Here is a 19,824-nt window from a genome sequence, read left to right on the forward strand (position 1 = left end):
CTGCCGACTCCTCCCGGGGTCCCCGCGGAAACGCGGGGTCGGCGAAGCCGTCTCCTCGCGTTTTCGTGGGGTGGGGGCGACAACGTGGCGAGGCGCGCTCTGGGCGCCGCGCAGCCGGACGAAGATCCACCGGACACCCCCTAGGCGAGGCCGTCGAGGTCGGGAAGCGGGCGGCGGCAGATCTCGCGGGCCTCGTCGGCGGGGACGCCGAACATGCGCAGCAGGTCCTCGGTGACCTGGTCGGCGGCCTCGGCGTCGTCGCGTTCGGGCTCGTCGTGCAGCAGCCGGCCGAGGCACAGCGTGGTGCCCGCCGCGACGGTCAGGGCCAGCTCGGGGTCGCGGACGCCGGAGAAGCGGCCGGCGCGCATCCCGGCCTCGATGTCGCGGCGGGCCCGGGGGGCGAGCCCCTTGTCCGAGCCGGCCAGGGCCGGCCCGTTGTTCAGCAGGACCTTGCTCAGCTCGGGGTTCCGTCGGTGGAAACGCCCGGTCAGCCGGAAGCTTCGCGCGAAGACCTCGGCCGGGTCGTCCAGGCCTGCGGTCAGGTCGTCGAGCAGGGCGCCGTGGTGGTCGAGGGCCTCCTCGACGGCGGCCTGGAACAGCTCCTCCTTGCTCGTGAAGTGGTTGTAGAACGACCCCATCCCCACGTCCGCGGCCTGGGTGATCTCCAGGATCGGGGCGTTGAGCCGCCCCGTCGCGATGAAGGACTGGGCCGCGCGAACGAGCGCGGCACGGGTGCGCGCCTTGCGCCGGTCCAGCCGGTTGGGCGCCGCGTCGGTCCGCTCGGCCGCCATGCCGCTCCCCCTCCGTTCGCCTGATCCGAGCCCTCACCTTAGCGCGCTCGTCAGTAGTGACGAAATCCTCAGACACACTTGACTGAGGGTACGTTCATAACTGAGGATTTCGTCAACTCAAGGAAGGAGGCGGGCGATGACCAGTCGTCACGACCCGCACACCGGTCTGCACAGCGAGCAGGGCGCCCGGCCCGGCGAGCACCCGGGAAGAGCGAGCGACCCGGTCGTGAAGGTCCACGACCTGGCGTGGCTGGAGTTCCGCAAGCCCGACCTCGAACGGGCCGAGCGGTTCGCCGGCGCCTTCGGGTTCACCTCGGTGCTGCGCACCGCCGACGAGCTGCACCTGCGGTGTACGGACCCGGGGTCGCCCTGCGTCCTCATCCGCCGGGGCCCTCGGTCGCGGTTCGTCGGCCCCGCCTTCAGAGCGGCCGACCGGCAGGACCTGCTGCGGCTCGCGGACGCGACCGACCGGCAGGTGACACCGCTGCCGGAGAGCCTGGGTGGGGTCACGGTCGACCTCACCGACCCGAGCGGGGCGCGGGTGCGCGTCGTGTCGGACACCCACGAACTCCCCGCGCTGGCGGCGCAGGAGCCCCAGACGCTGAACTTCGGCCGCGACGCCGCCCGGGTCAACGCCGTCCAGCGGCCGCCGCGCGAGCCGGCCGGAGTCCAGCGCCTCGGTCACGTCGTGCTGCAGACGACGAAGTACCTCGAGACGCTCAACTGGTACCTGAAGAATCTGGGCCTGGTCGTCAGCGACTTCCTCTACTACCCCGGGCAGCGTGACCGCGGGCCGGTGATGAGCTTCATCCGCTGCGACCGCGGGAGGACGCCCGCGGATCACCACACGCTCGCGCTGGTCCTCGGCCCGGCCGACCGCTACGTGCACTCGGCGTACCAGGTCGCCGACCTCGACGCGTTGGCGGCCGGCGGTGAGCACCTGCTCGACCAGGGCTACCGGCGGTCCTGGGGGATCGGCCGGCACATTCAGGGCAGTCAGATCTTCGACTACTGGCGCGACCCGGACGGGTTCCTGGTCGAGCACTTCAGCGACGGTGACCTGTTCGACTGCACGCTCGAGCCCGGCTGGGCGCCGCTGACCACATCGGGCCTGGCCCAGTGGGGCCCGCCCGCCACGAAGGACTTCCTCGGCATCAGCCCCGGCCGGGAGTCGCTGCGCGAGCTGCGCGCGGTCATCGGCGCACTGCGCGCCGACAACGAGTTCGACGTGCGCCGCCTTCGCGGCCTGCTGAAAGCGGGTACCTCATGAGCACCACCGTCCTCCGTACGGCCGACGCCTGGTGGGTGGTCACCCCCACCGGCGCCGCCGAGGTGCGGACCACGGCCACGACCACCGGCGAACTGCTGGCCGACCGGCAGGCGATCGCCGCGGCCGCGGCCGGTGGCGGCACGGTCCCGGTCGGCGAACTGGCGCTCGTCTCGCCGGTGACGGCGCCCTGCCGCGTCGTCGCGCAGATGACGAACTTCGTCTCGCACGTCACGGACACGGGCGGGGATCCCGCGACCGTCCCGTTGACGTTCTTCCGCAAGTCGTCCGGCTCGATCAGCGGCCCGTACGACGACGTGGTCCGCCCCGCGCATGTGCGGCTGCTGGACTACGAGGTGGAGATCGGGCTCGTCATCGGGCGGGATACGCCCGTCGGCGCGACCGTCACCGAGGACACCCTCGCCGACCACGTCGCGGGCCTGGTGGTCACCAACGACGTCTCGGCGCGCGACGTCCAGCTACCCCAGACCCAGTTCTACGAGGCCAAGTCGTACCCGACGTTCACCCCCGCCGGTCCCGCGCTGGTGCTGCTGGACGCCGGCGAGCTCGCACGGTTCACCGACCTGCGGCTGAGGCTCCGGGTCAACGGCGAGCTCCGCCAGGACATGACGGCCGCCGACATGATCTACCCGCCCGTCCAGGCGCTGCGGGCGCTGACCCGCTTCCAGCGGCTCGATCCCGGCGACCTCGTGCTGACCGGCACCCCTGTCGGCACGGCGCTGAGCGCGCCGCCGAAGGCGGTTCAGAAGATCGCCTCGCTCCTGCCGGAGGCGGTCAAGTGGAGGCTGTTCTTCCGCGGACAGGCCCGCAACCCCGCCTACCTGCGGAACGGCGATGTCGTCGAGGCCACCGTGGCCACCGACGACGGCGCGATCGACCTGGGCACCCAGCGGACGAAGGTGCGATACGCGTGAATCGACGGCAGAACGTTCCCGTGGTCGTCGTCGGCGCCGGCCCCACCGGGCTCACGGCGGCGACGCTGCTCGCGCAGTACGGCGTCGAGTGCCTGGTGCTCGACCGGTGGGAGTCGATCTACCCTCAGCCCCGCGCCGTGGCCCTCGACGACGAGATCTACCGCATTCTCGCCCGTCTGGGGGTAGGCGAGGAGTTCGCCGCGATCTCCTGGCCGTGTCTGGGGTTGCGGCTCGTCGACCGGTCCCTGCGCGTGCTGGCGGAGTTCCGGCGCGACGCCGCGAACGGCAGGCACGGCTACCCCGAGGCGAGCCTGTTCGACCAGCCCGAACTGGAGGCGATCCTCCGGGCCAACCTCCAGCGGTACCCCGCCGCCACGGTCCGCGGCGGCGTGGAGGTCACCGCCCTGACCCAGGACGCCGACGGCGTACGGATCGACGTCACCGACCGGGCCACCGGAGAGCGCGACTCGGTCGCCGCGGAGTACGTCCTGGGATGCGACGGAGCCAACAGCCTGACCAGGACCTCGATCGGCGCGACCATGCGGGACCTGAGATTCGCGCAACGCTGGCTCGTCGTCGACGTCGCCACCGCCGCCGACCTCGGCGAGTGGGAAGGCGTGCACCAGATCTGCGATCCGGCAAAGGCCGCCACGTACATGCGCGTCGGTGCGACCCGCTACCGCTGGGAGTTCCGGCTGGCGCCCGGCGAGAGCGCCGGCGACTACGACCGCATGGACCGGCTGCATCCGTTGATCGCGCCGTGGACCAAGGACGTCCCGGCCGAGGAGCTGGAGATCGTCCGCGTGGCCGAGTACACCTTCCGGGCGCGGGTCGCCGACCGGTGGCGGGACCGCCGGATCTTCCTGCTGGGCGACGCCGCCCACCTCACCCCGCCGTTCATCGGCCAGGGCATGGGAGCGGGGATACGCGACGCGATGAACCTCGCCTGGAAACTCGCCGGCGTGCTCGGGGGCGGCCTGCCCGAGACCGTGCTCGACACCTACGCGACCGAACGCGAACCCCACGCCCGGACCCTGATCCGGCTGGCGAAGCTGCTCGGCCTCGCGATGACGGAGGGCGGCGAGCTCGGCGACCTCCTCCGCCGCGCGGTGGCCCCGCGCCTGCGCCTCGTACCCGGTCTCAAGGAACGGATCCTCCACAGCGAGACCGCGGCCCTGCACCGGTCCGACCTGGTCGTACGGCCGCGTCTGCGCCGTACCCTCGCGGGCCGGCTGTGCCCGAACGCGCTCCTGGACGGCGGCGGCCGTCTCGACGACGTGACCTCGGGCCGGTTCGCCCTCGTCACCACGGTCGCGCCGTCCGCCGGGCAGCGAGCCGAGATCGACCGGCGCGGAGCGGTCCTCGTCCATGCCCGGCCGGGCAGCGCGCTCCACCGCTGGCTGCGGCACGGCCACGCGGACGCCGCCATCGTCCGTCCCGACGGCACGGTCCTGCGGGCGGGCCGCCACCTGTCCGCGCTCCACACCGCTCTGCCGCACGGGGTGGGGCTCACGTGACCGGGTCGGCGCCGGTCCAGATCGTCTCGAAGGCGTACGTGAGGCACTGCGCCAGGGAGGCGTGCTCGATCACGATGTTGGTGGTGGAATCGGAACCCGCCACCGGGTCGCGCAGCGACATCACCACCCGGACGCCGTCCACGATCCACATGCGCATGGGCAGGTGGGCGGCCACCCGCGCCTCCTCCCCCGCGGCGGTGTACCGCCGGATGTCGGCGAGGAGAGCCGGGTCGTCGAGGGCGGCGCGTTCGTAGACGCACCGCACGCGTCCGCCTGACCGCGTCAGTCGCCGGATCGTGCCGGCGCCGGCGGTGTTGTCGTCGATCAGGTACGGGAGTTTGGCGACCGCGAGGATCTCCTGTCGCGCGTCGGCCTGGATCTCCCCGATTCGTTCGGCCAGCACCTCGCGGCCGCGCAGCACCTCGACGTAGTCCAGGGGATCGCTCTCCTGCCTGCCGCGGGACCAGACGGGCGCCAGCGACTCGACGAGCCGTGCCGTGGCCTGCTCCAGGCGGTCGATCTCCGCCCGGCGAGCGGCCATGAGACGTTCGACCGCCGAGGCGGGCTCGACCGCGGTGTATCGGGTGGTGCCTCCCGGCAGCACCCGGACCAGTCCGCGCTCGGTCAACGCCGCCAACACGTCGTAGATGCGCTGGCGGGGCACTCCCGATTCGCGCGCGAGTTGCGCCGCCGTGTAGCGGTCTCGGGCGAGAAGCGCGAGGTAGGCACGCGCTTCATATCCGGTCAGCCCCAAGTCGATGAATTGCTGGGACAGATCTCCCATCTCCGCCACGCCTCCACGCTACCGAGCGTGTCCGCGCCACCCCGTTCAGTTCGAGCGAGTCCAGAACCGGACACTCTAGGTCAAAAGAGAGTAAAGGAACATTGACCGCCTTATATCAGGATCCTACGTTGCGCGGAACACCACTGGCCGTGGTGTCACCGGCCGGAGAACGGTCGACCCCGCCGTATCCGGCCTCCCGCCAGAAAGGGAGCAAGGATGTCACCCCCATCAACCCGCACTCGTCTGCGGCGCATCGGCCTCACCCTCATGGCCGCGCTCGCCCTGCCCGCCGCCCTCCTGACCACCACCGCACCGGCGCACGCTTCCACGGCCCCCTCCGCCGCCCGGCCTGCCGCCGCCGCACCGCACCTGTCCGCACCCGTCAAGCGGGCGTGCGCGGCCCCCACCCGCGCCGGCCGGATGGCCTGCCTCTCGCTCGTCCGTACCGACGTGACCGCGCGCAAGGGAATCCAGCCGAACCTCGCACCCTCCGGGTTCGGCCCCTCCGACCTGCAGAGCGCGTACGCCCTGTCGTCCTCATCCGCCGGATCGGGGCAGACCGTCGCCATCGTCGACGCCTACGACGACCCCAACGCCGAGTCCGACCTGGGGACCTACCGCTCCCAGTACGGCCTGTCCGCCTGCACGACCGCGAACGGCTGCTTCAAGAAGGTCAACGAGAACGGCGGCAGCAGCCTGCCGACCGCCGACTCCGGCTGGGCCGAAGAGGAGTCGCTCGACCTCGACATGGTCTCCGCCGTCTGCCCGAACTGCCACATCCTGCTCGTCGAGGCCAGCCAGCCGTCCACCGACGACCTCGGCACGGCGGTCAACACCGCGGTCTCCCTGGGCGCCAAGTACGTGTCGAACAGCTACGGCGGCTCGGAGGACTCCAGCGACACGAGCACCGACACCACGTACTTCAACCACCCGGGCGTCGCGATCACGGTGTCCTCGGGCGACAGCGGGTACGGGGTCGAGTACCCGGCGGCGTCGCAGTACGTCACCGCGGTCGGCGGGACCTCGCTGTCCCGGGCCTCGAACACGCGCGGCTGGAGCGAGTCGGCCTGGTCCGGCGCGGGATCCGGCTGCTCTTCCTACGACCCGAAGCCGTCCTGGCAGAAGGACTCGGGCTGCTCCCGGCGGTCGGTGGCCGACGTCTCCGCCGTCGCCGACCCGAACACCGGCCTCGCGGTCTACGACACCTACGGGACGGGCGGATGGCTGGTCGTCGGCGGCACCAGCGCGTCGTCGCCGATCATCGCCGGCGTGTACGCCCTGGCGGGCCCGCCCGCGTCCGGGGCCTACCCGGCGTCCTATCCGTACGCCCACACCGGCAACCTCAACGACGTCACCTCCGGCAGCAACGGGTCGTGCAGCCCCTCGTACCTGTGCACGGCCGGTTCCGGGTACGACGGCCCGACCGGGCTCGGCACCCCGAACGGAACGACGGCGTTCGGCAGCGGCTCCACCGGCGGCAACACCGTCACGGTGACCAACCCGGGCAGCCAGACCGGTACGGTCGGCACGGCGGTCAGCCTGCAGATCCAGGCGACGGACTCCGCCTCGGGCCAGACGCTGACCTACAGCGCGACGGGCCTGCCCGCCGGGCTGTCGATCAACGCCTCGACCGGCCTGATCTCCGGCACGCCTACCACCGCGGGCACCTCGAACGTCACCGTCACCGCGAAGGACTCCACAAGCGCCTCCGGGTCGGCCTCGTTCACCTGGACCGTCAATGCGGTCGGCGGAGGATGCTCCTCGCCGGGTAACAAGGTGAGCAACGGTGGCTTCGAGTCCGGCACCACGCCCTGGACGACGACCTCCGGCGTCGTCTCGGCCAACGGCAGCGGTGAGACCGCCCACTCCGGCACCTACTTCGCCTGGCTCGACGGATACGGCACCACCCACACCGACAGCGCGACCCAGTCGGTGACCATCCCGTCCGGCTGCAAGGCCTCGCTCAGCTTCTACCTGCACATCGACACCAGCGAGTCCGGCAGCACCGTCTACGACAAGCTGACCGTCAAGATCGGCAGCACCACCCTGGCGACCTACAGCAACGCCAACGCCGCCTCCGGATACGTCAACAAGACCTTCGACGTGTCGTCCTACGCCGGGCAGACGGTGACGCTATCGTTCAGCGGCACCGAGGACTCGGCACTGCAGACCAGCTTCGTGCTCGACGACGTCGCCATCAACGCATCCTGACCGTGATCCATCGGGGCCCCGCGCGTTCTCACGCGCGGGGCCCTCTCAATGCTCACCGAGCAGAAGGCTCGGTGGCGGTACGGCCGCCGGTGACGCGAAGAAGGTCGAGCTTCCCCGCGTCGCTGCTTCCGGTCGCCGCCGTGTAGGTGACCATGCGCAGGTCCGCGCCCGGAACGATGAGGACGTCGCAGTCGAGCTCGATCTCGCCGATCTCCGGATGCAGGATCGTCTTCCGGTCGGTCGTGTGCTGGGCCGCCGTCGCCGTGGCCCAGTGATGAGCGAAGGCGCCGGATGCTCCTCGGAGGTCCCGCACGAGGTCATCGAGCCGGGCGTCCTCGGGATAGCGGGACACGGCGTCCTTGAGATCGGCGACGATCGACGCCGCGAAGGCGTCCTCGTCGCGTTCGGACCGGACGGGACGCATCGCGGCGTGAGCCGCGCCGTTGCCGAAAATGGCGCGCGCGAGGTTCCGCTCGCCGGCCGGGACCATGGTGGGGTCGCCGATCAGGGCGCTCCACAGAGGGTTCCACCACACGAGGGTCCAGTCGGCGGCGAACACGCCGATCGGGACGTCTCCGAGGCGCGCGACGAGCCGTTGGACGCCCGGGGGCACGTGGGTGTTGATCGTCCCGTCCTGTGGCGGCAGGAGCCCGGCGCTCCGGTACAGCCGGTCGCGCTCGGCCCGGGAGAGCTGAAGGGCCCGGGCGAGGGCGCCGACGACCTGGGCCGAGGGATTCTTCGCACGCCCCTGCTCCAGCCGCAGGACGTAGTCGACCGAGAGCCCGGCCAGCTGCGCGAGCTCCTCGCGGCGCAGTCCCGGGGCACGACGGCCGGCCGCCACGGTGAAGCCGGCGTCGGCGGGAGAGAGGCGGTCACGCCAGGCGTGCAGGAGTGCGCCGAAGCCGGAGCGGGGGACGGTCATGGGTCCATTCTCGCGGCTCGGCGCGGAACGAGCCTGGGTACTGCCGGTCCTAGTGACGGGCAGAGTACTGGCCAGCGGCGGCGAGGGCGGCGAACGTTGAGGGATGCGCCCGAACCGGCGGCTGACGAGTGAAGGAGCCCCATGCGGTCCACCATCGTCATGACGGGCGCCGGCCGCGGCATCGGCCGTGCCGGTGCGGAGTGCATCCTGCGCGAGTCGCCGGACGTGCACCTGCTCGTCGTCGCCCGAGGCTCCTCCGGCGCGCGGCTGTCCGCGGAGCTCGGCGCCGGCGGACGCGCGGTCTCGTACGTCACGGCGGACCTCGGCTCGCTCGAGAGCGTCCGGTCGGCCGCCACCGAGATCCGAGACCGGCTCGACCGTGGTGACCTGCCGCCGCTGCGCGGCTTCGTGGGCAACGCGGGCGTGCAGTACACGAACGCGCTCACCGAGGGACCCGACGGATTCGAGTCCACCTTCGCGATCAACGTGCTCGCCAACCACCTGTTCGTCCGCCTGCTCGAGGACCGCTTCGCCGCTTCCGCCCGGATTGTGATCACCGTCAGCGACACCCATTTCGGCGATTTCAAGCACAACCTGGGTATCGTTCCCGGCCCGGTGTGGCGGTCGCCGGACGTCCTCGCCCGTACGGGTGCGTTCTCCAAGCCGGCCACCACGGCGGCCGGGCGCACCGCGTACTCGACGAGCAAACTGGCCGCCATCCACCTCGTGCACGAGTACGCGCGCCGCCTGCCGGGCGGGATCGACGTCGTCGCCTACAACCCGGGGCTCGTCCCCGGCACGGGCCTCGCCCGCAACGCCGGTCCCCTCTCCCGGTTCGCGATGCGCCGCATCCTGCCGGTGATGGTGCTCACCCCGTTCGCGACCGGCCGCGGCGCCGCGGGGCGATACCTCGCCGACGTCGTCCTGGGCACGACCAAGGCGCCGACCGGGTCCTACGTCGACCGCGGCCGGGTGGTCCGGTCGTCGGAGGAGTCGTACGACCCGCGGCGCGAACGCGAGCTGTGGGACGCCGTCGAACGGCTCACCGCAGCGTACGTCGCCTGATCCACAGCCCGTCCGCACCGACGGCCGGGGCGACGGTCCCGGGCCGCTGCCGCAGAACGGCGGCCCTGCTCAGCGACCGGGAGTGATCCAGCGGTCGGCGAGGTCGGCGACCCATCGGGTGGCCGCTTCCGGTGTCGCCGGCGGTGCCTCGACCACGACCAGCTCGGTCACGCCGATCTCGGCCAGGTCGGACAGCAGGTCGGGGCTGCCGTCGCTCAGCGCGACCGCGACGGTCGGCTCCGCCGGCGAGCGGCCCTGACGCGCGCATTCCGCCGCGAGGGCGGTGACGCGCTCGGCGACGGCCGCGGCGGGGAGGTTGAACCCGTACCAGCCATCGCCGAGGGTGGCGACCCGGCGCAGTGCCGCGTCGCTGTTCCCACCGACCACGACCGGGATCCGCCGGCCGCGCGCCGGCTTGGGATTGACCCGGATCGCGTCGAAGCGAACGAACTCCCCGTCGAACGACGCTACATCGTTCGCCCACAGAGTGCGCATCGCGGCGACGTACTCCGCTGTGCGCCGGCCGCGATGGGCGAAGGGGACGCCGAGCGCGGCGAACTCTTCGGCCGACCAGCCGACACCGATCCCGAGCGTGAGCCTCCCGCCGGAGAGCACGTCCAGCGTCGCGGCCTGCTTGGCGACCACGACCGGGTTGTGCTCGGGCAGCAGCAGCACGCCCGTGGCCAGCCCGATCGTGGTCGTCACGGCCGCGGCGAAACTCAGAGTGAGGAACGGGTCCAGCCAGTCCGCGTCGACGGGGACGGCGATCCGTCCGTCGGCGGAGTAGGGGTAGCGGGACGCCGGCGCGTCGACCAGGACCACGTGCTCGCCCGACCACAGCCTCGCGAAGCCGTGCGCCTCGGCGGCCTCCGCCACGGCGCGTACGATCTCCGGGCGGGCGCCGTCCCCGATGCCCAGCGCGTGCAACCCCACCTGCATGGACGAGACGCTCGCCGACGGCCGGGCGAAACTCAAGCACCCTGCCGTCGGCGCGCCCCGGGGGTCGACTCATCCGCTGGATCGGCCTGGACCGTCTGGCAAGCCGGGGCGGCTCATCGGCTGGATCAGCGTGCGCCGTCGAGCGCGCCGAGGCCACTGGCCTGGGCGCGCCAGTCGAACTGGTTAGGATCACCGCCTGCCCAGAGGCGTGCTGCTCTGATCTCCAGGGCGAGCGGTCCCGGTGGCGAGGCCCGCCGGATCGGCGGGCCTCGCCCGGGGTGGGTCGCCTAACTCAGGGTGAATTTCTGCGCCGGGGAGCCGTTGCAGTCGTAGATCTGCAGTCGCGTGCCGTTGTCGGTCGCTCCGCTCGGCGAGTCCAGGCAGCGCCCGGACTGGGGGTTGCGCAGCGAGCCGTCGGACTGCTGCTGCCAGACCTGGGCGCCCCCGCCGTTGCAGTCCCACAACTGCACCTGCGTGTTGTTCGCCGTGCCGTTGCCGGTGACGTCGAGACAGCGGCCGAGGGTGCGCAGAGCGCCGTTGGACTGGTGCACCCAGTGCTGGTCCACGGCGTAGGACTGGCAGTCCCAGAGGTTGATGGCAGTGCTGTTGCCGCCCGTGTCATCGCCGAGAACGTCGACGCATTTGCCGCCGGGGCCGAGAGCCACGCCACCGCCGTTGACCGCGAACTTCTGCGCGGCGGCGCCGTTGCAGTCGTAGATCTGCAGCCGCGTGCCGTTGTCGGTGGCTCCGCTCGGCGAGTCCAGGCAGCGCCCGGACTGGGGGTTGCGCAGCGAGCCGTCGGCCTGTTGCAGCCAGACCTGGGCGCCGCCCCCGTTGCAGTTCGCCAACTGGACCTGCGTCTTGTTCGCGGTGCCGCCGCCGGCGACGTCGAGACAGCGGCCGAGGGTGCGCAGCGAATTGTCGGCGAAGTGCTCCCAGTGCTGGTCCTCGGCGTAGGACTGGCAGTCCCAGAGATTGACGGCGGTGCCGTCGGCGCCGGTGTCGTCGCCGATGACGTCGACGCATTTGCCGCCCGGTCCGGTGACCGTGCCCTGCGGGCCGTTCGGCACGTTGGTCTGCCCGGAGTAGCCGACCGAGACGATGTTGGCCTGCACGGCGTTGTCGGCGGCGTCTGTCGGGTAGCCGGAGGTCATCACGCCTTCGAAGAAGGTGCCCATGTTCCAGTTGCTGTTGTCCCCGCCCGTGCCCAGGATGATCGAGCCTTCCTGGTGCATCGGGATGTAGCCGCCGCGGTTCGGCAGCGCGCCGTTCCACCACGTCGTCAGGCCGCCGGATTGCGCGTCGCCGCCTTTGAGGGCGTACGTGGTCTGGCCGTTGTTCTTCAACAGCGCCGTGACGTAGGTGCTGTTGTTGCCCAGGTTGGCGGTGTTGGAGCCGTTGGCCCCCTGGAACATGCCGTTCTCCAGGTCGGCCTCCACCCACGGCCCCGAGCCCGTACACGGCGCGAAATAGCAGGTGGTCGCGATGCTCACGGCGTCCATGTGGCCGTTGCCGGTGTCGGCCGGGACCGCCTCGGCGTTGCCGTAGTCGAAGCAGCACGCGGACCCGACGTGCGTGCCGCTCGCGACCATGTACATGCCCTCGGGCTGGCCGTTCTGCGCGACGCCGGATCCGACGGCGTGCCGGTAGCCGTGCTGCGGGGAGATCCACACGCCGTACGCCTTGTGCCCGCCGGCGGTGACGGCGATCTCGCTCGCGTCCGCCGGGGAGTCGGCGCCGGTGCCGGCCGTGCCCGCCGGGGACGGGGTCAGATCGTTGTGCCGGGACGACTGGTCGTAGATCTTCGTGATGCCGCACGTCGTGCCGTTGCAGAACGCGTCGTGGTCGGCCACGTCGGCATAGCCGCCCGCCGAGAGCACGCCCACGTCATGGGTGGCGTGGTCGGACGCGCGGGTCAACTGGTAGAGCGGGCCCGCGTACGAGCCGAACAGGGCCCGTACGGTGCTGTGCGCGGCGACGCAGGGCGTGCCCGCGGCGCCGTAGATGTCGCACGGCAGGGAGGCGGCGGCCTGCGCCGTACCGGACAGGCCTGACATACCGAGGATGAGGGCCGCGATCGCACCGATGAAGGACACCACGCACCGGATGGACCGGCCCCTGGCGGTGGGGCGGGTGCGGTGTGCGTACGGTTCATCCTCGATCGGTGCGGCGGCTCGGCGGGCGGCGGCAGTCACGCGTGGGGCAGGGCGATGTCTGCGCATGGCGAGGGCTCCAGGGGGCGGAGGAACGCTGAATCGTCTGCGCTGGCCGGCGCGGGCAGACTCGATGGCAGGGTGACATCGCGATGTTGAATTGACAGTAAACAGTCTTAACGGTTAGGTCAATACGCTCGCGAACTTGTTGGAATCGGCGAGCATCGATGTTCGTTTCAGTTGATTTCGGCGTCGGTGAAGCGCTGTCGCCCCAGCACCGCGAGCAGCCGCAGCTTCTCGTAGCCCTCGGTATGCGGAGCGGCGGTGAGCACGAGCAGCGCCTGCGACTGGTCCTCGGTGAACAGCACCTGGCAGTCCACCTCGATCGCGCCGAGCTCGGGATGGATAAGCGTCTTGTGGTCCTCGAAGCGCTTTGCCACCTCGTGCCGCTCCCACAGCTCGGCGAACTCCGCGCTCGCCTTCCGCAGCGCCCGTACGAGCTCGCCCGCGCGCGACTGCGGGCCCATCGACCCGTAGGCGGCACGCAGGTTCGCGACCTGGGCGCGGCTCTGCCGGTCGCGGTCGCCCTCGGGATAGCGCAGCCGCTCGGAGGGGTCGGTGAACCACCGGTAGATCCCGCTGCGGGCGAGGCCCGTGTAGCCCGTCTCGTCGCCGAACAGGGCCGCGGCCATCTGGTTCTGCACGAGCGTCTCGCCCAGATCGGACAGGATGAGCGCCGGGGTGTCGTCCAGGCGGTCCAGCACCCGCAGCAGCGCCGGGGCGACATGCGTCGCGGTCGACACCGATGCCGGAGTGCCCCGCCCGGCCACCCGGAACAGGTAGGCGCGCTCGTCGCCGGTCAGCCGCAGCGCCCGGGCGAGCGACGCGAGCATCTGCTCGCTCGGCTGCGGGCCGCGCTGCTGCTCGAGCCGCGTGTAATAGTCGGTCGACATCACGGCGAGGGCCGCGACCTCCTCACGCCTCAGGCCCGGGGCGCGGCGGCGCGCGCCCGGGGGCAGCCCGACGTCCTCGGGCCGCAGCGCCTCCCGGCGGCGGCGCAGGAAGTCCGCCAGTGATGCACGATCCATATGTCCATTATCGGGCGGCGCCCCGGGCGAGCCAGGGATCGCCGATCCCCCGATAACGGGTCTCTGTACCTCCCAGCGGCCGACCGGCCAGACTCGAAGTATGAACATCTCCGGAAACACCGTCTTCATCCCCGGCGCCACCAGCGGCATCGGTCTCGCCCTCGCCCTCGAACTGCAGGCCAGGGGGAACACCGTCATCGTCGGCGGCCGACGCGTCGAACTGCTCGAGCGGATCGCCGCGGAGCACCCCGGCATCGACACGGTGCGGATCGACACGGCGGACGCCGCGAGCATCGACTCCGCCGCGAAAGAGGTGCTGGCGAAGCATCCCGGCCTCAATGTCCTGGTCACGATGGCCGGCATCATGCGCATCGAGGACTGGCACAGGCCTGAGTCGTTCCTGGCCTCCGCCGAGTCCATCGTGACGACCAACGTGCTCGGCCCGATCCGGCTCATCGCCGCGTTCGTCGAGCACCTGCAGGCGCAGCCGGACGCCACGATCATGACCGTCTCCTCGGGTCTCGCGTTCGCGCCGCTCAAGGTGACCCCGAGCTACAACGCCTCGAAGGCCGCCATCCACATGCTCAGTGAGTCGATCCGGCTGCAGCTCGCCGACACGACCGTGAAGATCGTGGAACTCGAGCCGCCGGCCGTCCGCACCGCGCTGCTGCCCGGCCAGGAGGAGAGCGAGTTCGCGGTCCCGCTCGAGGAGTACGTGGCGGAGGTCATCGCGCTGATCGAGGCCCAGCCCGACGCGAAGGAGATCCAGGTCGAACGCGTGAAGTTCCTGCGCTACGCCGAGGCCCGCGGCGACTACGACCAGGTCGTCCAGACGCTCAACGCCTCCGACCCGCACGGCGAATAACCGGACCCGCACCACCGACGCCGGACGTTCACGTCGTCGTTCCATTGCCCTCGCCTGCCGTTGGCGATGGGACGGTAAAACGTTACGTTCACCCGAGACACACCGAGGCACCGAGACGGCAGTGAGAGTCAGCGGCATATTCGATCGTTCCGTCACCATCCTCTCCTGCTCGGGGCTGCTGGTCTTCGCCGGGCTGGCGGCGCGCACGGCCGACCATTACGCGCGCGGCGCCGTGATGTCCACCGTCCGCGTCGCACACCTGTCCGGCGCGGAGACCACCGCCATCCTGACGAAGGCGAAGATCGCCTCGCCGGTTCAAAACGGCGTCGACGCGTACCGGGTGCTCTACCGGACGGTCAACACGCGAGGCGGTTCGACGCCCGCGAGCGGGCTCCTCGTCCTGCCCGGCGACAGCGCCCGCCGACTGCGGCTGGTCGCGTACGAGCACGGCAGGCTGACGGCCCGGCGAACCGCCCCGTCCGTGGACGCCACACAGCCGGATCGCGCACGGGCGATCATGTTCGCCGCCGCCGGCTACGCCGTGGTGGCGCCCGACTATCTGGGCCTCGGCAAGGGCGTCGGCCGTCATCCGTACGAGCACGTGTCCTCCGAGCTCAACGCGTCGGTGGACCTGCTGCGCGCGGCGCGTACGGTCGCGCGCCGACAGCATCGCACGCTCGATCCGAAGGTGCTGGTCACCGGCTTCTCGCAGGGCGGGCCGGCCGCGATGGCGCTCGGCGAGAAGCTCCAGGCCGGCAAGGTGCCGCACTTCGGGCCGGCCGCGGTGGCGCCGGTGAGCGGGCCGTTCGACCTCGAGCACGTCCAGGTGCCGGCCGAGCTGGACGGGCGGCTCGCCCAGCGCCAGGCGGTCTTCGACCTCGCCTACTGGCTGGCGTCGACGCGCCGGATCTACCACCTGTACCGCCGGCCGGCCGAGGCTTTCCAGGAGCCGTACGCCTCTTCGGTGAAGCAGCTCTTCGACGGCCACCACGACGAGGCGACGGTCGTCGGGTCCCTGCCGTCAACGCCGGAGCGGCTACTGACACCGGCGTTCGCCGACCGGCTCCGGCATCCGGCCGGGGGCCTGCTGCGCGCGATGCGATCGAGCGACGACACCTGCGCGTGGAAGCCTCGGGTGCCGGTACGGATCTACGCCGCGACCGGCGACCGGAGCGTACCCATCGCCAACGCCAAGGCCTGCCAGGCTGCGTCGGGCGGCGGTCTCGTCGACCTCGGGGCGCGGACCGACCACGACGGCTCCGCCCGGCTGGCCCTGCCGCAGATCCTCACCTGGTTCCGGCAGCTCGCCCCGCCGAGCTGAGCCCATCTCGTGATCGAAGTCGCTACGCTCCCGCCCGCCGGTGGATTCTCTCGAGGATCTCGGCGGCCCGCGCCTTGATGTACTCGACCCCCTCCGCGCCCCATTCCCGGGGCCTGGTGTCCACGACGGCGACGGTGCCCAGGGCCAAGGTCCCGTCCATCAGCGGGGCGCCCAGGTAGGAGCGGGCCCCGATCAACTCCACCGCCGGATTGCCGGCGAAGACGTGGTAGTCCAGCACTTCGTCCAGCGCCATCGCATGCTTCCGCGCCCGCACGTAGATACAGAACCCCTGGTCACAGCCCATCGCCCGGAACGGGTCGGTCATCGGGTCGACGCCCCGGTCCCGCGATGAGGGGTACAACCCGGCGAAATACTGCCGCGTCGGGCCGATGATGTTGACGAACCCGAATGGCACGTCCAGCTCCTGGGCCAGGCGCCGGGCGAACTCGTCGAACTCGGGGTCGGGCACCTCCTGGAGCAGGCCCAGTTCCCGTAGCCGGGCGGCGCGGCGATGCGCCTCCTCGTCTACGGGAGTCACGAGACGGTGGGCGAGGGATTGACTCATCACAGACTCCTCGTCTGAATGCCCGGCGGTTCAACGGGGGATCGCGGTGGGCGGTTCATCGATGGATCAGGCGGAAGGGGCGGGGAGGGCGGCGAGGAGATGCCGGATCAGGGACCGGAGGGCCGACGTCGCGGAGAGGGTGTCCCTCGCGTCGCAGAGCACGATCGGCACGCCCGGGCCGAGTTCGAGCGCGGCTCGCACCTCTTCGGGGTCGTAACGGAAGGCGTCGTCGAACTCGTTGACCGCGATGAGGAACGGGATGCCCCGGTTCTCGAAGAAGTCGATGGCGGCGAAGGACTCCTGCAGGCGGCGGGTGTCGGCCAGGATGACGGCGCCCAGCGCCCCGGCGGACAACTCGTCCCACATGAACCAGAAGCGCTCCTGCCCCGGTGTTCCGAAGAGGTAGAGCACGATGCCGTGCCGGTCCATGGTGATGCGGCCGAAGTCCATGGCCACGGTGGTCGTCGTCTTCTCCTCCGTCCCGCTGAGGTTGTCGACGCCCAGGCTGGCCGTGGTGATGAGCTCCTCGGTGTTCAGCGGCTCGATCTCGCTCGTCGCGCCGACGAAGGTCGTCTTTCCGACGCCGAAGCCACCCGCGACCAGGATCTTGACCTGGGTGGGGAAGACGTCAGATTCGCTGTAGGCCATCGAGCAGCTTCTCCAGGAGGGCTCGGTCGGGGACGGCTGACGGGAGGCTCGGGGCCCGGGTGGTGATGGCGCCGCAGTCCACCAGATCGGCGAGGAGGACCTTGGTGACCGCGACGGGAAGGCGCATCCGCGCCGCCACCTCGGCGACCGAGACCGGCGTGTGGCACAGTCCGAGCGCCTTGATGCGCTCCGGGTCCGGTTCCGGGGTGGCCCGGCCGGTGCTGATCACCAATGAGAGCAGGTCCAGGTCCACAGTGGGGCGGGTGCGGCCTCCGTTCACCGTGTACGGGCGGATCAGCGGACCGGCCGCGTCATCGACCCAGACCTCGTCGTCATCGGCTGCCACGGTCACCGGCTCCGATCACCGGAGGCAGCCGGTGGGCGGGCCGCCGTGTCCAGGAACGGCCGGACGGCCTTGATCAAGCGAGCCATCTCGTACCCGACGACGGCGGGGTCGGCGTTCCCCTCCGCCAGCACCGCGAGGACCGAATTGAAACCGGCCCACGAGATGAACAGCTGGCTGGAGCCGAGTTCGGCCACGACCTGGCGGACGTCGGCGCTGCCGTCGAATTTCGTACTGGCGCTCCGAGCCATGGAGAAGAGCCCGGAGGCGAGTGCGGCGAGGTACTCCGAGTTGGCGCGATCCAGTCCGTGGGCGGCTTTCATCATTCCGTCCGCGGACAGCAGCACACTGCCACGAATGACAGGGACCTCCTGGGCCAGCCCCTTCAGCAGCCAGGCAAGATCCGAAGACTGGTTCGGAGAGACGGCGCTCAATGGACGCTCCTTCTACGTATGGGATGTGTGCTATCGACCGGTGCCACCGGTTCCGTCCGTCGGGTCTTCCTCCTGGGCGCTGCGCATTCCCTTCCGGAATGCCGCCATCAGCCCGTGGTTGTGGCCGATCTCCGCGTCGTCGTCCCGGGGCGCGGGAGCGCTCTGGAGTTCGGGCACCAGGTTGGTCTGAGCGCGACGTCTCGGCAGTTCCGGGCGCGGGTCACCGCTCGCCGGGGAGGCGGGTACGGGTCCCCGCTCCGTACGCCCGGGTCCGCCATCCGTCCGCCCGGCGGACGCGCCCGCGCTCTGTGCCCTCCACGGCTCGGGCGGAACGCTCTGGGCGGCGTCGTGGGCGCTCAGGGCCGGGGCCGGTACGGCGACGGGGGGCGTCGACGAGGAAGAGGTGCCCGGTGTGGCGGACGAGAGGGCCGGAGCCGACTCGGGCGGCATCCCAGGATGCGCGCCGCTCTCCGGCGTCTCCGGGCCGATCAACGCGTTGGGGATCACGACGACGGCCTGCGTGCCGCCGTAGATGTTCGTCTGCAGCCTGACGGCGACCTTGTGCCGGCGGGAGAGGGCGGACACCACGAGCAGTCCGATGCGGCCCTCCGCCACCAGCTCGTCGGTGTCGACCCGTTCCAGGTCGGCGAGGAGGTCGTTCAGCCGCCGCTGGGTCTCCCGCGGTATGCCGAGTCCGCGGTCCTCGATCTCGATGGCCAGGCCGGCGGTCACGACCTCCACGCGGAGGAACACCTGCGTCTCCGGCGGCGCGAACTTGGTGGCGTTCTCGACGAGCTCGGCGAGCAGGTGGATGACGTCCGCGACCGCACCACCGTCGAGGGTCCCCTCGACCGGCGGCACCACTTTGACGCGGCGGTAGTGCTCGACCTCGGCGATGGCCGAGCGCAGCACCTCGTACACGGTGACCGGCCTGCTCCACTGACGGCGCGGAGCGGCCCCGCCGATCACGGCGAGGCTCTCGGCCTGGCGGCGGAGGCGGGTGGTGAGGTGATCGATCCGGAACAGGCCCTTGAGAAGATCCGGATCCTCGACCCGGTTCTCCAGCTCGTCGATGCTCTGGATCGCCCGATGGGACAGGGTCTGCATCCGCCGGGAGAGGTTGACGAAGATCTCGACTCGCCGCTCCGGCCCGTCACCGGGTTTCGGGCCGGCCGTGTTGATGAGAGCGTTCCACGCCTCGCTCTGCGCGTTCCGCACCTCATGGACCAGATGCAGGATGGGGTCGCCGGTCGCGGCGGGCCGAGGGTCGACGGCGCGCGGCGGAGCGACCTCGCCGGCCGCGATCCGCTGCGTCAGGACATTCAGCTCCTCGCGGCCCCGGGAGATCAAGTACGCGAGCTCGCCGAGTCGTCGCTGCAGGTCCTCGGGGCCAGGGGGCGAGGGCGCGGGGACGACCATCCGGCGCAGCCGCCGAGTCGCCACGCCGGCGGCGAAGATCGCGCCGCACAGGACGGCCACGGCTCCCGCTGCGGTGACGACGAGTGTCAGACGGGCCTTCGGCGACGAGGATCCCGCCATGATCAATACCGTCACCGCGGCCAGCCCCAGGCACGCCACAAGGGCCGCGGGAAGGACGGAAATGCACAGATGGACGGCGTGAACGTCGGCTCGGCGGTGTCGTTCACGGCGGCCGGGTGGCCTGTGGCGCCCAATGTCCTGGCGTTCGGGGGCAGCAGAAGACAGGAGCGACTCAGACATCGGTGTCCTTGATGCAGGGGGACCGGTCGACGGAGGACACCATACTGAGTTATCTGTACACATATCGATGCAATGCGTGCACTTCAGTCGGCGCGACGTCGTACGGGGCAGACAAACGACAGATTCCTCGATGTGCCGCATAAACGGCACAGCCCTGTCTTCTAGGCCGAAAACGCCGCCGACCGCCGTTCACGGCCGTGCGGCGTGGGCCGGCGGACTCCCCCGCGTGTACGGGCCGACCTCCTCGGTGAGGATGC

Annotated in this window: 18 protein-coding genes; 7 read left to right on the forward strand and 11 right to left on the reverse strand. The window is 71.1% G+C overall.

The genetic code is table 11. The features are described from left to right. Positions 1-140 precede the first annotated feature (140 nt). Positions 141-791: a TetR/AcrR family transcriptional regulator gene (locus ABEA24_RS43255; RefSeq protein ID WP_345439697.1), complete on the reverse strand. Its 651-nt coding sequence runs from the start codon at positions 789-791 to the stop codon at positions 141-143. A gap of 136 nt (positions 792-927) precedes the next feature. Here ABEA24_RS43255 and ABEA24_RS43260 point away from each other — a divergent pair, with 136 nt between their 5' ends. Genes ABEA24_RS43260 through mhpA form a run of 3 tightly spaced genes read left to right on the forward strand, consistent with a single transcriptional unit; the run spans position 928 to position 4,510 of the window. Continuing rightward, positions 928-2,061 carry a VOC family protein gene (locus ABEA24_RS43260; RefSeq protein WP_345439699.1) on the forward strand — a complete coding sequence of 378 codons (1,134 nt, stop codon included), beginning with the start codon at positions 928-930 and terminating at the stop codon, positions 2,059-2,061. Continuing rightward, the gene (locus ABEA24_RS43265) at positions 2,058-2,993 is read left to right on the forward strand and encodes a fumarylacetoacetate hydrolase family protein (protein WP_345439701.1); all 936 of its coding nucleotides are present in this window, start codon (positions 2,058-2,060) and stop codon (positions 2,991-2,993) included. Before ABEA24_RS43260 ends, ABEA24_RS43265 begins: the two co-directional genes overlap by 4 nt. Beyond that, on the forward strand, positions 2,990-4,510 hold the full coding sequence (gene mhpA / locus ABEA24_RS43270; protein ID WP_345439703.1) for a bifunctional 3-(3-hydroxy-phenyl)propionate/3-hydroxycinnamic acid hydroxylase MhpA: 1,521 nt from the start codon (positions 2,990-2,992) through the stop codon (positions 4,508-4,510). Before ABEA24_RS43265 ends, mhpA begins: the two co-directional genes overlap by 4 nt. On the opposite strand, the gene ABEA24_RS43275 is transcribed toward mhpA, so the two are convergent. Continuing rightward, on the reverse strand, positions 4,503-5,294 hold the full coding sequence (locus tag ABEA24_RS43275; protein WP_345439994.1) for a TrmB family transcriptional regulator: 792 nt from the start codon (positions 5,292-5,294) through the stop codon (positions 4,503-4,505). The genes mhpA and ABEA24_RS43275 overlap by 8 nt on opposite strands. A 216-nt stretch (positions 5,295-5,510) precedes the next feature. On the opposite strand from ABEA24_RS43275, the gene ABEA24_RS43280 reads away from it, so the two are divergent. Continuing rightward, positions 5,511-7,505, forward strand: a complete 1,995-nt coding sequence (locus ABEA24_RS43280; protein ID WP_345439705.1) for a putative Ig domain-containing protein — start codon at positions 5,511-5,513, stop codon at positions 7,503-7,505. 52 nt (positions 7,506-7,557) lie between these two features. On the opposite strand, the gene ABEA24_RS43285 is transcribed toward ABEA24_RS43280, so the two are convergent. Beyond that, positions 7,558-8,427, reverse strand: a complete 870-nt coding sequence (locus tag ABEA24_RS43285) for a helix-turn-helix transcriptional regulator (RefSeq protein ID WP_345439707.1) — start codon at positions 8,425-8,427, stop codon at positions 7,558-7,560. A gap of 141 nt (positions 8,428-8,568) precedes the next feature. Between ABEA24_RS43285 and ABEA24_RS43290 the strand changes: the two genes are divergently transcribed. Further along, complete coding sequence (locus tag ABEA24_RS43290; protein ID WP_345439709.1) at positions 8,569-9,492, forward strand: SDR family NAD(P)-dependent oxidoreductase; 924 nt, start codon at positions 8,569-8,571, stop codon at positions 9,490-9,492. A gap of 69 nt (positions 9,493-9,561) precedes the next feature. Here the strand turns inward: ABEA24_RS43290 and ABEA24_RS43295 are convergent, their stop codons facing one another. The 3 genes from ABEA24_RS43295 to ABEA24_RS43305 all read right to left on the reverse strand — a co-directional run bounded on the left by ABEA24_RS43295 (position 9,562) and on the right by ABEA24_RS43305 (position 13,672). Continuing rightward, positions 9,562-10,431, reverse strand: a complete 870-nt coding sequence (locus ABEA24_RS43295) for an LLM class F420-dependent oxidoreductase (protein WP_345439711.1) — start codon at positions 10,429-10,431, stop codon at positions 9,562-9,564. A 287-nt stretch (positions 10,432-10,718) separates the two neighbouring features. Then, entirely contained in the window at positions 10,719-12,530 is a 1,812-nt protein-coding gene (locus tag ABEA24_RS43300; RefSeq protein WP_345439713.1) for an arabinofuranosidase catalytic domain-containing protein, read from the reverse strand. Between the two features lie 290 nt (positions 12,531-12,820). Continuing rightward, positions 12,821-13,672 (reverse strand): helix-turn-helix transcriptional regulator, encoded by an 852-nt coding sequence (locus tag ABEA24_RS43305; protein WP_345439715.1) that lies wholly within the window; start codon positions 13,670-13,672, stop codon positions 12,821-12,823. Positions 13,673-13,772: 100 nt separating this feature from the next. Between ABEA24_RS43305 and ABEA24_RS43310 the strand changes: the two genes are divergently transcribed. Continuing rightward, on the forward strand, positions 13,773-14,537 hold the full coding sequence (locus ABEA24_RS43310; RefSeq protein ID WP_345439717.1) for an SDR family oxidoreductase: 765 nt from the start codon (positions 13,773-13,775) through the stop codon (positions 14,535-14,537). Between the two features lie 121 nt (positions 14,538-14,658). Beyond that, the gene (locus ABEA24_RS43315; protein WP_345439719.1) at positions 14,659-15,858 is read left to right on the forward strand and encodes an alpha/beta hydrolase; all 1,200 of its coding nucleotides are present in this window, start codon (positions 14,659-14,661) and stop codon (positions 15,856-15,858) included. Positions 15,859-15,880: 22 nt separating this feature from the next. Here the strand turns inward: ABEA24_RS43315 and ABEA24_RS43320 are convergent, their stop codons facing one another. The 5 genes from ABEA24_RS43320 to ABEA24_RS43340 all read right to left on the reverse strand — a co-directional run bounded on the left by ABEA24_RS43320 (position 15,881) and on the right by ABEA24_RS43340 (position 19,387). Then, entirely contained in the window at positions 15,881-16,423 is a 543-nt protein-coding gene (locus ABEA24_RS43320) for a GAF domain-containing protein (protein ID WP_345439721.1), read from the reverse strand. 66 nt (positions 16,424-16,489) lie between these two features. Then, the gene (locus ABEA24_RS43325) at positions 16,490-17,071 is read right to left on the reverse strand and encodes a GTP-binding protein (protein WP_345439723.1); all 582 of its coding nucleotides are present in this window, start codon (positions 17,069-17,071) and stop codon (positions 16,490-16,492) included. Then, positions 17,052-17,417, reverse strand: coding sequence for a DUF742 domain-containing protein (locus tag ABEA24_RS43330; RefSeq protein WP_345439725.1), 366 nt, complete (start codon positions 17,415-17,417; stop codon positions 17,052-17,054). Before ABEA24_RS43330 ends, ABEA24_RS43325 begins: the two co-directional genes overlap by 20 nt. Positions 17,418-17,419: 2 nt before the next feature. Then, complete coding sequence (locus ABEA24_RS43335) at positions 17,420-17,848, reverse strand: roadblock/LC7 domain-containing protein (protein WP_345439727.1); 429 nt, start codon at positions 17,846-17,848, stop codon at positions 17,420-17,422. A 30-nt stretch (positions 17,849-17,878) separates the two neighbouring features. Then, positions 17,879-19,387 (reverse strand): sensor histidine kinase, encoded by a 1,509-nt coding sequence (locus ABEA24_RS43340; RefSeq protein ID WP_345439729.1) that lies wholly within the window; start codon positions 19,385-19,387, stop codon positions 17,879-17,881. Between the last annotated feature and the right edge of the window lie 437 nt (positions 19,388-19,824).

Source organism: Actinoallomurus vinaceus (assembly GCF_039542055.1).
In the GTDB taxonomy this organism is placed as follows: Bacteria; Actinomycetota; Actinomycetes; order Streptosporangiales; family Streptosporangiaceae; genus Actinoallomurus; species Actinoallomurus vinaceus.